Here is a 13,106-nt window from a genome sequence, read left to right as displayed (position 1 = left end):
CCCTTGCCGGACTTCCGCGCCCGTCGCGCGCCTGCGGAGTGAATCACCGTGCCGGACGCGGTGTTCGGCCTGCCCGTCGGGCGTGGCCTCCTCGTCCTGATCGTGGCCGGCGTCGCCCGGGGCACCGCGGGCGCCATCGCCTGCCCGGTCCGCCGGACCGGCGGCCCGGGTCCCGCCGCCCTGTCCTTGCGGCACCGCGCGGCCGGCCTCGCGGCCGCGGAGGCGCGGGGGCGGCAGGCGTTCGTGTGACCGGTGCTCGTGCGACCGGGGCGGGGCCCCTCCCCGGGAAAGGTCCGGGGAGGGCTCCCGCGGCCGGTCTCACGGCGTGGGGAGGTAGTCCGGCAGCGCGGTGCCGGGGGCCAGGCCGGGGTCGGCGACCGGGGCGTCGTATCCCTTGCGCAGCGGGAGGAGTCCGGCCCAGTGGGGGAGGGTGAGGTCCTCGGGCTCGTCGTTCACACCGCCGGAGCGGGTCTTGGCGGAGACCTCGCGCAGGTCGAGGCGGAGGACGGCGGTGGCCGCCAGCTCCTTCCTGTCGGCGGGCCGGCAGTCGCGGGAGCGGCCCGCCACGACGTGGTCGACCAGGGCGTCGAGGGCGGTGCGCTTCTCCTCGGGGTCCGTGACGTCGTACGCGGTGCCGTGCACCACCACCGACCGGTAGTTGACGGAGTGGTGGAAGGCGGAGCGGGCCAGCACCAGCGCGTCCACGTGCGTGACCGTCAGGCACACCGGCAGCCCCGGGGTCGCCCGGCCCGCCATGCGCAGCGGGCGCGAGCCCGTCGAGCCGTGCACGTAGAGCCGCTCGCCGACCCGGCCGTACAGCGTCGGCAGCACCACCGGGGCGCCGTCCCGGACGAAGCCGAGGTGGCAGACGTACCCCTCGTCGAGTATCGCGTGCACCACGTCCCGGTCGTACGAGGCGCGGCCCGGGGCGCGGGTGGGGACGGTGCGGTCGGTCGGGAGGTAGGCGGTGGCGGGCCGCGGTGTCGTACCCGTGTTTCCCGCGTTCTCCGGGGTCCCCTGCATGGCGCTCCTCATTGCACTAGTGCATAATTGGCTTTGTGCTAGAAGATTATCCGATCAGTGGGCGACGCGCAGCCGACATTTCCGCGAGCGTCGAGCGCGCGGTGGGCGCGGGAGAACTGAGGCCGGGACAACCGCTGCCCCCCATGCGGGAGTTGGCCGAGCGGCTCGGAGTGAACCCGAACACCGTGGCCGCCGCGTACCGCACCCTGCGCGAACGCGGGGTCATCGAGACGGCCGGGCGCCGCGGCAGCCGGGTACGGGCGAAACCGGCCACCACGGGGCGCGAGTTCATCCGGGTGGAGGTGCCCGAGGGCGTCCGTGACGTGTCCGACGGCAACCCGGACCCGGCGCTGCTGCCCGCCCTCGCCCCGGTGTTCGCCGCCGCGGCCGAGCGCAACGACCGGGAGCCGGTGCTGTACGGGCACGCGCCGGCCGAACCGGACCTCGTCCGCCTGGCGCGGACCGAACTGGACGCCGACGGGGTCCCGGACGGCCCGGTGGCCGTCACGTCCGGCTCACTGGACGCCATGGAACGCGTGCTGGCCGCGCACCTGAAACCCGGTGACGCCGTCGCCGTCGAGGACCCGGGCTGGGGCGGTCTCCTCGACCTCGTCCCGGCGCTCGGGCTGCGCACGGTGCCGGTCGGCGTCGACGACGAGGGCCCGCTTTCCGACGACGTGCGCCGCGCGCTGGCCTCCGGCGCCCGCGCCCTCGTCGTCACGGACCGGGCGCAGAACCCGACCGGCGCCGCGCTGAGCGCTCCACGCGCGCGTGCCCTGCGCTCCGTGCTCCGCGACCACCCGCAGACGCTGCTGATCGAGGACGACCACGGCCACCGGATCGTCGACCTGCCCCTGTGCCCGCTCGCCGGTACGACGCACCGCTGGGCCTTCGTCCGCTCGGCCGCCAAGGCGTACGGGCCCGACCTCAGGCTCGCCGTCCTCACCGGCGACGCGGTCACCCTCGACCGGGTGCGCGGGCGCCAGGGACTCGGCCCCGGCTGGGTCAGCCGGATCACCCAGCGGGCCGTGGCCCGGCTGTGGTCCGACGGCGCGGTGGACCCGGCGGCGGTGGCCGCGGCCTACGGGCGGCGGCGGGAGGCGCTGCTCGGCGCCCTGGCCCGGCGGGGCGTCGCGGCGCACGGCCGCAGCGGCATGAACGTGTGGATCCCGGTGCCGGACGAGACCGGCGCCGTAGCCCGGCTGCTGGGCGCCGGGTGGGCGGTCGCGCCGGGGGCCCGGTTCCGGCTGAGCGCGCCGCCGGGGATACGGGTCACCGTCTCCACCCTGGAGGAGGGGGAGGCGCAGGCGCTGGCCGACGCGGTGGCGGAAGCGCTCGGACCGGGGCCGGCGCGCAGCTGTGTCTAGAGCCTGTCTTCGGTCTCCCGTCCGCCCCGCGTCGCCACGCACGCCCTCTCGCCGCACCGGCCGCGTCCCCGAGTACACCCAAGTACGCGGGGGCACGCCCGGTGCGGCGAGAGGACGCACCTGACGCCGCAGGGCCGCCCTACGGGTGACGACGGGAGGCTGAAGACAGGCCCTGGCGCGGGCGCGTCGTGGCCGGTCCCGCGGTTCCCGCGCCGTCGGGGGGCGCGGGCCGCGGCGGTGCCAGTTCGCGGAAGTCCCAGGAGACCGTCTTCTGCGGGGCGAGGCGGAGCCAGGCGTGGCGGACGTCGTGGGGCAGCTCGTCCAGGCCGAAGTACTTGCGGGCGAACAGTGTCCCCGGCAGGTCGAGTTCGGCGCACAGCTCGCCCGTGCGGGGCACCTCGCCCACGAACCCGGCGCTGCCCGACAACTCCACGCCGCGCAGCTCGTCGTACTCCTGCCCGGTGTCGACCACGACCGCCACCCGCGGGTCGCGGCGCAGATCGGCCCAGCGCCTGCTGCGCACCACCGAGTACAGCCACAGGGAGCCGCCGTCCCAGACGAACCACAGCGTGCTCACGTGCGGGGCGCCGTCGGCCGAGACCGTGGCGACCCGGCAGGTGCGCTGGGTGGTCAGGAACGCGTCCAGCTCACCGGGCGTCATCATGATCCGGCGGCCCCGGCGCTGTGTCACGGTCATGCGGCTCCCTCTCGTCCTGGGCGGTCCTGCTCCGGCGGTCACGCGAGCGAGATCGAGTCCCCGTCGACGGCGATCTCCACGGCGGGCAGCGGCTCGCGCGCGGGGCCGCTTCGCACGCTGCCGTCCGTGATGGAGAAGTCGCTGTTGTGGCAGGGGCAGTTGATGACGCCGTCGGAGACGCTCCTCACGGCGCATCCCTGGTGCGTACAGACGGCCGAGAACGCCTTGAACTCACCGGCCGTGGGCTGCGTCACGACCACCTCCTGATCGGCGAAGACCACACCGCCGCCCTCGGGGATGTCGGTGACCGCGGCGAGGGTCCGCGCGGTCGCGCCCCCGGCGGGGGAGGACGCCGGGCCGGTCGCGTCCGGTGCGCCGGCGGAACCCGAGCCGGAGCCGGTGCCGGAGCCGGTGCCGGAGGCCGTGTCCGAGTCGGAGCAGGCGGACAGCGCGGCGGCGAGCCCGGCCGCCCCGGCCGCCGCCACGACGCTGCGCCGGGCCGGTCCTGCCGAGGGGTGAAGCGGTGCGCGGGTCATACTGGCGTTCCCTTCCGGAGGGCGACGATGCGTGGTCTGCCGTGGGGTACGGCCGCCGGACGCGTGCTGTTCAGACCGTTCCGGGAGGCCGGCGCCGTGCGGCGGGGCGAGCGGGGGCCACAGCCCTCGTCGAGCCGCCGGACGGCCCCGGCGGCCGGCCGTGCCGCCGGTAACCTGGGGCGATGCTCAAGGAAGTCATCGCGACCCGCTACATCACGCCGCTGCGTGAGGGCGGTTCGCTGCCGGGACTCGTCGAGGCCGACGACCTCGGGACGTACGTCATGAAGTTCCGCGCGGCGGGCCAGGGCCGCAAGACGCTCGTCGCCGAGGTGGTCTGCGGGGAACTGGCCCGCCGGCTGGGCCTGCGGGTGCCCCGCCTGGTGACCGTCGGCCTCGACCCGGTGCTGGGGCTCGGCGAACCCGAACCCCAGGTCCAGGAGCTGCTCAGGGCCAGCGGCGGCACCAACCTCGGCATGGAGTTCCTCTCCGGCGCCCTCGGCTTCGACCCGCTCGCCTTCGCGGTGAGCCCCGAGGAGGCCGGGCGGATCGTCTGGTTCGACGCGCTGGTCAACAACGTCGACCGCTCCTGGCGCAACCCCAATCTGCTGCGCCACCGGGGCGGCCTCTGGCTCATCGACCACGGCGCCACGATGATCTGGCACCACAACTGGCCCGGCGCCGAGGCCTCCGCCGCCCGCCCCTACGACGCCGCCGACCACGCGCTGGCCTCCTTCGCCCCGGACGTCCGCGCCGCCGCCGCGGAACTGGCGCCCCGCGTCACCGAGGAACTCCTCGCCGAGGTCACCGCCGAGATCCCCGACGCCTGGCTGGAGGACGAGCCCGGCTTCGGCACGCCGGACCAGTTGCGGCGGGCCTACGCGCGGCCCCTGCGGGCACGGGCCGCCACCGTCCACGAGCGGATCACCGGAATCGAGGGGGACAAGTGAGCGAGCGCCACATCCACATGGCCGGCAGCGTCGTCGAACGGCACATCATCCGGGGCGGCGAGACCGGCGGCCGGGACGTCTACGAGTACGTCCTCCTGCGCGTCGTCCCCCGCGTGGAACGCGGCGAACGCATCAACGCCGGGGTGCTCCTGTACTGCCGCGCCAAGGCGTTCGTCGCCGCGCGCACCCACCTGGACGAGGCCCGGCTGCTCGCCCTCGACCCGCACGCGGACGTCGCCGGCGTACGCGCCGCCCTGGGCGCCGTGGAGGCCGTGTGCGCCGGCGGCACCCCGGCCGGACAGGCCGCCGGGGACGACCCCGGCCGCCGCTTCCGCTGGCTGATCGCCCCCCGCTCCACGGTCGTGCGGCCCGGTCCGGTCCACACGGGACTGACGACGGACCCGGCGGCGGAGATCGAACGGCTGCTTGAGCTGCTGGTGCGCTGAGCGGGGCCGGCGGGCCGGGGCGCACCCGGGTGATGGACCACACCGGCACGGTGTCCCGTTGACACCGCGTGCCAGGGCTTCTAGCGTCACGTCTGCCGAAGGTACTAAGCGGTCGCTCACCCGCACGGGGCGCGGCCGTCGCAGCCGCATCCCCAGGACGAGGAGAAGCAGCATGTCCACCACTGAGCAGCGGGTCGCCGTAGTCACCGGCGCCGCGCGCGGCATCGGTGCCGCCACCGCCGTACGACTGGCCGCCGAGGGCCGTGCCGTCGCCGTGATCGACCTCGACGAGGCCGCCTGCGGGGACACCGTGGAGAAGATCACCGCGGCCGGCGGCAAGGCCCTCGCGGTCGGCTGCGACGTCTCCGACGAGGCCCAGGTGGAGGCGGCCGTCACCCGGATCGCCGAGGAGCTGGGCGCGCCGGTGATCCTCGTCAACAACGCGGGCGTGCTCCGCGACAACCTGCTGTTCAAGATGAGCGTCTCGGACTGGGACACCGTCATGAACGTGCATCTGCGCGGCGCCTTCCTGATGTCCCGCGCCTGCCAGAAGTACATGGTGGACGCCGGGTTCGGCCGGATCGTCAACCTGTCCTCCTCCTCCGCCCTCGGCAACCGCGGCCAGGTCAACTACTCCGCCGCCAAGGCCGGCATGCAGGGCTTCACCAAGACCCTCGCCAAGGAGCTGGGCAAGTTCGGCGTCACCGCCAACGCCGTCGCCCCCGGCTTCATCGCCACCGACATGACCGCCGCGACCGCCGAACGCGTCGGCATGGGCTTCGAGGACTTCAAGGCCGCCGCCGCCGCCCAGATCCCGGTGCGGCGCGTCGGTGAGCCCGAGGACATCGCGGGCGCCGTCGCCTTCTTCACCGGCGAGGAGGCCGGCTTCGTCTCCGGCCAGGTGCTGTACGTGGCCGGCGGACCGCTCGACTAGGGAAACTGGGGACAGACGGACATGACTGAACTCTCGGGCAAGGTCGCGCTGGTCACCGGCGCCAGCCGCGGCATCGGCTACGGCATCGCCGAGGCCCTGGTCGCGCGCGGCGACCGGGTCTGCATCACCGGGCGGGGCGAGGACGCACTGAAGGAGGCCGTCGAGAAGCTCGGCGCCGACCGGGTCATCGGCGTCGCGGGCAAGGCGCACGACGAGGCCCACCAGGCCGTCGCCGTCGAGCGGGTGATGGATGCCTTCGGCCGGATCGACTACCTCGTCAACAACGCCGGGACCAACCCGGTGTTCGGACCGATCGCCGACCTCGACCTGAACGTCGCGCGCAAGGTCTACGAGACCAACGTGATCTCCGCGCTCGGCTTCGCCCAGAAGACCTGGCACGCCTGGCAGAAGGAGCACGGCGGTGCGATCGTCAACATCGCCTCCGTGGCCGGCGTCGCGCCCTCGCCCTTCATCGCCGCGTACGGGGTCAGCAAGGCCGCGCTGATCAACCTGACCGGTCAGCTCGCGCACGAGTTCGCGCCCAAGGTGCGGGTCAACGCGATCGCCCCGGCCGTGGTGAAGACCAGGTTCGCCGCCGCCCTGTACGAGGGCCGCGAGGAGGAGGCCGCCGCGGGCTACCCGCTGGGCCGCCTCGGCGTGCCCGCCGACGTCGGCGGCGCCGCCGCGTTCCTCACCTCGGAGCAGTCCGCCTGGGTCACCGGCCAGACGCTGGTGCTCGACGGCGGAGTCTTCCTCAACGCGGGCGTGAGCTGAGGACCGGCGGGGGCGCCCTGCGGCACCGGACGGCGCCCCCGCCGCACGGAATGGTCTCCTTCGGGACATGACAGCGCAGCCGCTCGTCGGAACGATCAGAACGCCTGCTCGAAGCGGGTCCGGAGGGACGGCCGCCGCGGTACGGCCGCCCGAGCCCGGCACCGCCACGCGGGGGATCGATGAGCGTGCGCGCGTTCGGCCGGAACCGGGACCGACGCCTGCGGTGCGTGGCCGCGGGCGCGTCCCTGGCCTTGCTCACCGCGGGGTGCGGCATCCTCCCGCCCGACGGCCCGGAGTGGGAGCTGCACCGCAGGACGAGCTGGTGGCCCCGGTGCTCGCGTTCCCGGCACCGGCTGGACGCAACAGCCGGAAGACGATCCGGCGGGGCCTCGGCCGGTGGTGGAGCCACGCCCACCGGAATCCGCGCGCCGCCGTCGGTGTCAGTGGTCGCCTGTAGGTTCTAGGTGCTGGAGCGACCGCACACCGTAAGGAAATCGACGTGACCGACATCGCCATGCTGCCCGAGTCCTGGCGCGAGGTGCTCGGGGGCGAGCTGGAGCAGCCCTGGTTCAAGGAGCTGATGGAGTTCGTCGAGGAGGAGCGGGCGAAGGGCCCCGTCTACCCTCCGCGCGAGGAGGTCTTCGCCGCCCTGGAGGCCACGCCGTACGACCAGGTGAAGGTGCTGGTCCTCGGGCAGGACCCGTACCACGGCGAGGGGCAGGGGCACGGCCTGTGCTTCTCGGTCCGCCCGGGCGTGAGGATCCCGCCGTCCCTGCGGAACATCTACAAGGAACTGCACGCGGAGCTGGACGTCCCGATCCCGGACAACGGCTATCTGATGCCGTGGGCGAAGCAGGGCGTCCTGCTGCTCAACGCGGTGCTCACGGTCCGGGCGGGCGAGGCCAACTCGCACAAGGGCCGTGGCTGGGAGCTGTTCACGGACGCGGTGATCCGCGCGGTGTCCGACCGGCCCGACCCGGCCGTGTTCGTGCTGTGGGGCAACTACGCCCAGAAGAAGCTGCCGCTGATCGACGAGGAGCGGCACGTGGTGGTCAAGGGCGCGCACCCGTCCCCGCTGTCGGCGAAGAAGTTCTTCGGCTCCCGGCCGTTCACACAGATCAACGAGGCGCTCGCGGCGCAGGGCCACGAGCCGATCGACTGGACCATTCCCGACCTGGGCTGACCGGGCCGCGTCTGCGCGGTGATCGGCGGGATTGGGCCTAACGTCGTCGGCAACAGCCGGATGAGTGGCGCGGAGGACGCGGTGGCCCAGGGACAGGAGCGGACGGCACCGGACACCGTGCCGACCCGGATCGCGCAGGTCGTCATGTTGCATCACGCGGGCGACCGCGAGGAGGCCCGGCACCGGTACCTCGGCCTGTGGGCGGAGATCGGCGAACACGGTGATCCGCTGTACCGGTGCACCCTCGCCCACTACCTCGCCGACACCCAGGACGACCCGGTGGACGAACTGGCCTGGGACCTGCGGGCCCTGTCCGCCGCGGAGGAACTCACCGCCGGGTACCCGGCGGACCACGAGGGCGTGCTCGCCGCACGCTCCCTCTACCCCTCCCTGCACCTGAACCTGGCGGCCGACTACGACCGGCTCGGCCGCCTTGAGGCCGCCCGGCGGCACCTGTGGCGGGCCCGCCACGCGGCCGAGTCGCTGGGGGAGGACCGTTACGCCGCGGGCGTCCGCGCGGCGATCGGCCGACTGGAACGCAGCCTGGGGGAGGGCGGTCCCTCCCCGGACGGCCCCTGGGGGCCGCCGCGGCAGCGGCCCTGAGGCGAGGAGGCGGGCGCGGGGCCGGGACCGGGGCCGGGACCGGTGGTGTCAGCGGCCGTACGTCTGGCGGCAGATGACCGCCTCGGGGCTGTCCGGACGCCAGCGGCCGTACGTCCGGCCGAGGGCGCACACGTCCGTGCCGTCGCCGCGTCGCGCGGACGTGGCTGAGGGCGCCGGGGCGGACCGAGGGGACCGGGCCGGGCGCGACCGGGCGCTGGGCGGGGCGGCCGACGGGTGCCGTCGCGGCGGGGCGGCCGACGGGGCGGGTCCGCGTGCCGTGTCCTTCGGGGGACGCGGTGCGTCCGGCCCGTTCAGCTCGTTCGGTCTGTCCGGCCTGTCTGCTCCGCTCGGTCTGTCCGGTCTGTCGTGTTCCGCCGGCCCGGCGGTCTCCTCCCGCTCGTCCGACTCGCCCGTCTCACCGCTCCCGTCCGCCTCCTTCGGCTTGGCGGAGGGGCCGGTCAGCTCCAGGGACTCACGGGCCGGGGCCTCGACGGGCGGGGGCCGCCAGGGGCCGTCCGGCCGCGGGGCGGAGGGCCGGGCCTCGGCCGCCGCCGGGCCGGGGACGGGCGGACGCTGGACCGTCACGCAGCCGGTCACGGCCGTGACGGCGGCGGTCATGGTCACGGTCACCAGGAGCGTCGCGGTGGTCGTCGTTCTCTGCACCCGCGCCACTCTGCTGCCCGGCCGCTCCCCGCGGCACCCGACCGCCCCAGGATGCCCCGCACGGGTGATTCCCGGCCCCGCACGAGGCCCCCGGCCCCGCAGCGGCTGACGCGGCGGTGCGCCCCGGCTCCCGTCCCGTGACGTCGGTCCCCGTCCGCGATGCCTGCGCCTGCCCGCGATGCCTGTATCTGCCTGGGCCTCGGCTCCCGCCCGGCAAGGTCGGCTTCCGCCCCGTGACGTCGGTCCCCGTCCGCGACGTCTGCATCTGCCCGCGTCTCGGCTCCCGCCCGGCAAGGTCGGCTCCCGTCCCGTGACGTCGGTCCCCGTCCGCGATGCCTGCGCCTGCCCGCGTCTCGGCCCTCACCCCGCGCCCCTGGCCCCGCCGCCCCCGTATGCTGCCGAGCGCGCCCGGGTCGGCCACCAGGGGGCGACCACGAGAAGAACACCGTGAGGAGAACGCCCGTGAAGGTCGGCTGCATCGGACTCGGCGACATCGCGCGCAAGGCGTACCTCCCCGTGCTCGCCTTCCAGCCCGGCGTCGAACTGCACCTGCACACCCGGACCCCCGCGACCCTCACCCGCGTCGCCGACGGACTGCGCATCCCCCCGGAGCGGCGCCACACCGGCCTCGACGCGCTGCTCGCCCAGGACCTCGACGCCGCCTTCGTGCATGCCCCGACCGACGTCCACCCCGAGATCGTGACCCGGCTCCTCCAGGCCGGCGTCCCGACCTACGTCGACAAGCCCCTCGCCTACGAACTGGCCGACTCCGAACGGCTGGTGGCCCTCGCCGAGGAACGGAACACCGGCCTCGCCGTCGGCTTCAACCGGCGCCACGCCCCCGGCTACACCCAGTGCGCCGAGCATCCCCGCGAACTGATCCTCCTGCAGAAGAACCGCATAGGGCTGCCGGAGGAGCCCCGCACGATGATCCTCGACGACTTCATCCACGTCGTGGACACCCTGCGCTTCCTGGTGCCCGGCCCCGTCGACGACATCACCGTGCGCGCCCGCGTCCGGGACGGCCTGCTCCACCACGTCGTGCTCCAGCTCGGCGGCGACGGCTTCACCGCGCTCGGCGTCATGAACCGGCTCAGCGGCTCCGCCGAGGAGATCCTCGAAGTCTCCGGGCAGGACACCAAACGCCAGGTGGTCAACCTCGCCGAGGTGATCGATCACAAGGGCCAGCCGACGGTGCGCCGGCGCGGCGACTGGGTGCCGGTCGCCCGGCAGCGCGGCATCGAGCAGGCGGCGCTCGCCTTCCTCGACGCCGTCCGCGCGGGCAAGGTGCTCAGCGCCCGGGACGCGCTGCTGACCCATGAGCTGTGCGAGCGGGTGGTACGCGAGATCCAGGAACGTTCCGCCTGAACCGCGCCGCCCGTACGCCCTCGGCTCCACCCCAGACGACGAGGACGGCGAGCGCGGCGTACGGCGGCCAGTCGCCGAAGCGGACGTAGGGCGTGGTGCCGTGCGCGAGCGGGACGTCGTACACCTGGGCACCGCTCGTGCCGGTGCCGAGCCGGGGCCCGATCCGCGCACCGCTCGCGTCGTACGCGGCGGAGACCCCGGTGAGGGTGGCGTGCACCATCGGGCGCCCGGTCTCGGCGGCGCGCAGCGCGGCCAGCGACGCGTGCTGCGCGGGTGCCCAGCTCTCCTGGAACGTCGACGTGGAGGACTGGGCGAGCAGCACCCGGGCACCATCCTCGGCGAGATGGCGGCTCATGTCGGGGAACGCGCTCTCGAAGCACACCATCGGACCGACCCGCAGGCCGTCCCCGGCCTCCATCACGACCTGCGCCGTGCCCCGTCTGCGGTCCTCGCCCGCCGCCTCGCCGACGGAGGTGGCCCAGCCGAGCAGCGAGCGGGCCGGGACGTACTCGCCGAACGGGACGAGCCGCATCTTGTCGTAGCGCGCGCCGGTCGGTCCGTTTGGGCCGACCAGGACCGAACTCTTGAAGATGCCGGGCCGGTCCGAGCGCCGCGCGTCCACGTTGACCAGCACGTCGGCACCGGTTCGCCGGGAGAGCGCGGCGAGCCGCCGGGCCAGGTCCGGCCGCTCGCCCAGATCGAAGCCGACGCTGCTCTCGCCCCACACCACCAGGTCGACGTCCTGCCCGGCCAGGCGGCGGGTCAGCTCCTCCTCGCGGTCGAAGCGGCGGGCGGGGCTGCCGGCGCCGGCCACCACACCGGCCTGCACGACGCCGATCCGCACCCGGCCGTCGGCGCCGCCCTCCCCGGCGGACGAGGCGGGCGGCGGCGACCACACCCAGACCGCGGAGCCGGCGGCGGCCGTGGCCAGGAGCCCGGCCACGGCCGCCACCCGGGCCCGCCGCACGGCGGCCAGCGCGACGACGGCGCAGTTGACCGCCACGATCAGGAAGCTGACCAGCCACACCCCGCCGACCGAGGCCAGCCGCAGCGCCGGCGCGACCTGCCACTGGCTCGCGCCGAGCACGCCCCAGGGGCCGCCCAGGCCCTGCCAGGAACGGACCAGTTCGATCGCCAGCCACCCGGACGGCACCACCACGAGCGCCGCCGCCGTCCGGCCCGGCCCGGGCGCCCCGCCCAGCAGCCGCCGCACGAGCCGTCCCCACGGTGCCCACAGCGCGCCGAGCAGCGCCGCGATGACGAACGTGAACACGTGCAGGTTCGGCAGCAGCCAGTGGTGCATCGCCAGCATGAACCCGAACCCGCCGCACCAGCCGTCGTACGCCGCCCGCCGCCCGGTCGGTGCCGCGCGCACCAGCAGCAGCCAGGGGACCAGGGCGAGCCAGGCCCACCACCACAGGGACGGGGCGGGGAAGGCGAGTACCGGCAGGGCGCCCGCGAGCACCGCGACGAGGGAGCGGCGCCAGGGAGCGGTGAGCCAGTGGCCGAGGGTCTTCATGGGCGCCTCCCTACCCCGCGGTGCCTCCAGTGTGCGCCGGCGCGGTGGTCCGGTCGGCGGAAGGCCCGTTCAGTTGATCACACCGGGGCGGTGGGCGCCGTTCGTCACTAGGATGATCGATGATCGATCGAATCTCTCGGCGGGAGGTACTCGTGGCGCGTCCCATCACGGTGGTCACCGGCGGCAGCCGGGGCATCGGCGCGGCGACCTGTCTGCGGCTGGCGGCGGACGGGCACGACGTGGCCGTGGGCTACGTCCGGGACCTGTCCGCCGCCCAGGCGGTGGCGGACGGGGTGCGGGTGGCCGGCGGGCGGGCCGTCACCGTGCGGGCGGACACCTCGGAGGAGGCGGACGTCGAACGGCTCTTCGACGAGGCCGAGTCGCGGCTCGGGCCGGTGACGGGCCTGGTGAACAACGCGGCGGTGACCGGGCCCCTGGGCCGGCTCGCCGACAGCGACACCGCCGACCTGCGCCGGGTCCTCGACGTCAACCTGCTGGGCACCCTGTTGTGCGCGCGGCGCGCGGCGCAGCTGATGTCCGCCCGGGGCGGCGGCGCGATCGTGAACGTCTCCTCGGGCGCCGCGACCCTCGGCAGCCCCGGCGAGTACGTGCACTACGCGGCGAGCAAGGCGGGCGTGGACGCCCTGACGGTGGGCCTGTCCAAGGAGCTGGGCCCGGAGGGCATCCGCGTCAACGCGGTCGCGCCCGGCCTCGTCGACACCGACATGCACGCCGCGATGGGCGCCCCGGACCGGGTCCGGCGGATGGCCCCGGGCATCCCGCTGCGCCGGGCCGGGCGGGCGGACGAGATCGCCGCGGCCATCGCCTGGCTGCTGTCACCGGACGCCTCGTACACGACGGGCGCGGTGCTGCGGGTGGCGGGCGGGCGCTGAGACGCTCCCGCCGCGGGACCGGCCGTACGGCGCCCAGCGGTCCGAACACCGTCGAGGCGGCCGGGCCGCTCCGGCAGGCCCCGACCTGCGGGCGGGACGGCACCGCCGTCGCCCACGGCGGGGCCGCACCGCGGGGAGGGAACCGGCCCGCGC

Annotated in this window: 14 protein-coding genes and 1 pseudogene; 10 read left to right on the top strand and 5 right to left on the bottom strand. The window is 75.0% G+C overall.

Features of this window, described 5'->3' with window-relative positions; genetic code table 11:
- Positions 1–48: 48 nt before the first annotated feature.
- Positions 49–249, top strand: coding sequence for a hypothetical protein (locus ACY1JF_RS29535; protein ID WP_462708328.1), 201 nt, complete (start codon positions 49–51; stop codon positions 247–249).
- Positions 250–318: 69 nt separating this feature from the next.
- Here the strand turns inward: ACY1JF_RS29535 and ACY1JF_RS29530 are convergent, their stop codons facing one another.
- The gene (locus ACY1JF_RS29530; protein WP_462708327.1) at positions 319–1,023 is read right to left on the bottom strand and encodes a pyridoxamine 5'-phosphate oxidase family protein; all 705 of its coding nucleotides are present in this window, start codon (positions 1,021–1,023) and stop codon (positions 319–321) included.
- 35 nt (positions 1,024–1,058) lie between these two features.
- Here ACY1JF_RS29530 and ACY1JF_RS29525 point away from each other — a divergent pair, with 35 nt between their 5' ends.
- A complete protein-coding gene (locus ACY1JF_RS29525) occupies positions 1,059–2,390 on the top strand; it encodes an aminotransferase class I/II-fold pyridoxal phosphate-dependent enzyme (RefSeq protein WP_462708326.1) in 1,332 nt (443 codons plus the stop codon).
- 241 nt (positions 2,391–2,631) lie between these two features.
- Here the strand turns inward: ACY1JF_RS29525 and ACY1JF_RS29520 are convergent.
- Both ACY1JF_RS29520 and ACY1JF_RS29515 read right to left on the bottom strand, forming a co-directional pair.
- Positions 2,632–3,087: pseudogene (locus ACY1JF_RS29520) on the bottom strand (pyridoxamine 5'-phosphate oxidase family protein); the annotation flags it as partial.
- 38 nt (positions 3,088–3,125) lie between these two features.
- Positions 3,126–3,623 carry a Rieske (2Fe-2S) protein gene (locus ACY1JF_RS29515; RefSeq protein ID WP_462708325.1) on the bottom strand — a complete coding sequence of 166 codons (498 nt, stop codon included), beginning with the start codon at positions 3,621–3,623 and terminating at the stop codon, positions 3,126–3,128.
- Between the two features lie 182 nt (positions 3,624–3,805).
- On the opposite strand from ACY1JF_RS29515, the gene ACY1JF_RS29510 reads away from it, so the two are divergent.
- The 6 genes from ACY1JF_RS29510 (at position 3,806) to ACY1JF_RS29485 (ending at position 8,510) form a co-directional block, all read left to right on the top strand.
- Positions 3,806–4,570, top strand: coding sequence for a HipA family kinase (locus ACY1JF_RS29510; protein WP_462708324.1), 765 nt, complete (start codon positions 3,806–3,808; stop codon positions 4,568–4,570).
- Positions 4,567–5,016, top strand: coding sequence for a DUF3037 domain-containing protein (locus tag ACY1JF_RS29505; protein WP_462708323.1), 450 nt, complete (start codon positions 4,567–4,569; stop codon positions 5,014–5,016). The genes ACY1JF_RS29510 and ACY1JF_RS29505 overlap by 4 nt, the downstream gene beginning before the upstream one ends.
- 172 nt (positions 5,017–5,188) lie before the next feature.
- On the top strand, positions 5,189–5,950 hold the full coding sequence (gene fabG / locus ACY1JF_RS29500; RefSeq protein ID WP_462708322.1) for a 3-oxoacyl-ACP reductase FabG: 762 nt from the start codon (positions 5,189–5,191) through the stop codon (positions 5,948–5,950).
- Between the two features lie 21 nt (positions 5,951–5,971).
- On the top strand, positions 5,972–6,724 hold the full coding sequence (locus ACY1JF_RS29495; protein ID WP_462708321.1) for an SDR family oxidoreductase: 753 nt from the start codon (positions 5,972–5,974) through the stop codon (positions 6,722–6,724).
- 499 nt (positions 6,725–7,223) lie between these two features.
- A complete protein-coding gene (gene ung / locus ACY1JF_RS29490) occupies positions 7,224–7,907 on the top strand; it encodes a uracil-DNA glycosylase (protein WP_462708320.1) in 684 nt (227 codons plus the stop codon).
- An 81-nt stretch (positions 7,908–7,988) separates the two neighbouring features.
- Positions 7,989–8,510 carry a hypothetical protein gene (locus ACY1JF_RS29485; RefSeq protein WP_462708319.1) on the top strand — a complete coding sequence of 174 codons (522 nt, stop codon included), beginning with the start codon at positions 7,989–7,991 and terminating at the stop codon, positions 8,508–8,510.
- 48 nt (positions 8,511–8,558) lie between these two features.
- On the opposite strand, the gene ACY1JF_RS29480 is transcribed toward ACY1JF_RS29485, so the two are convergent.
- A complete protein-coding gene (locus ACY1JF_RS29480; RefSeq protein WP_462708318.1) occupies positions 8,559–9,173 on the bottom strand; it encodes a hypothetical protein in 615 nt (204 codons plus the stop codon).
- Positions 9,174–9,635: 462 nt separating this feature from the next.
- Between ACY1JF_RS29480 and ACY1JF_RS29475 the strand changes: the two genes are divergently transcribed.
- The gene (locus tag ACY1JF_RS29475) at positions 9,636–10,541 is read left to right on the top strand and encodes a Gfo/Idh/MocA family protein (RefSeq protein WP_462708317.1); all 906 of its coding nucleotides are present in this window, start codon (positions 9,636–9,638) and stop codon (positions 10,539–10,541) included.
- Here the strand turns inward: ACY1JF_RS29475 and lnt are convergent.
- Entirely contained in the window at positions 10,465–12,060 is a 1,596-nt protein-coding gene (gene lnt, locus ACY1JF_RS29470) for an apolipoprotein N-acyltransferase (protein WP_462708316.1), read from the bottom strand. The two genes, ACY1JF_RS29475 and lnt, sit on opposite strands and share 77 nt — an antisense overlap.
- Positions 12,061–12,212: 152 nt before the next feature.
- Here lnt and ACY1JF_RS29465 point away from each other — a divergent pair, with 152 nt between their 5' ends.
- Positions 12,213–12,953, top strand: coding sequence for an SDR family NAD(P)-dependent oxidoreductase (locus tag ACY1JF_RS29465; protein ID WP_462708315.1), 741 nt, complete (start codon positions 12,213–12,215; stop codon positions 12,951–12,953).
- Positions 12,954–13,106 lie beyond the last annotated feature (153 nt).

It is taken from the genome of Streptomyces sp. SYSU D01066-1, assembly GCF_054956795.1.
Note: the sequence above shows the minus strand (reverse complement) of the source record. Positions and strands in the feature narration are given on the sequence as shown.

Bases quoted from the DNA above. Each gene is read 5' to 3' on its own strand.
- ACY1JF_RS29530 (WP_462708327.1), bottom strand. From the start codon at position 1,023: ATGCAGGGGACCCCGGAGAACGCGGGAAACACGGGTACGACACCGCGG.
- ACY1JF_RS29515 (WP_462708325.1), bottom strand. From the start codon at position 3,623: ATGACCCGCGCACCGCTTCACCCCTCGGCAGGACCGGCCCGGCGCAGC.
- ACY1JF_RS29510 (WP_462708324.1), top strand. From the start codon at position 3,806: ATGCTCAAGGAAGTCATCGCGACCCGCTACATCACGCCGCTGCGTGAG.
- fabG (WP_462708322.1), top strand. From the start codon at position 5,189: ATGTCCACCACTGAGCAGCGGGTCGCCGTAGTCACCGGCGCCGCGCGC.
- ACY1JF_RS29495 (WP_462708321.1), top strand. From the start codon at position 5,972: ATGACTGAACTCTCGGGCAAGGTCGCGCTGGTCACCGGCGCCAGCCGC.
- lnt (WP_462708316.1), bottom strand. From the start codon at position 12,060: ATGAAGACCCTCGGCCACTGGCTCACCGCTCCCTGGCGCCGCTCCCTC.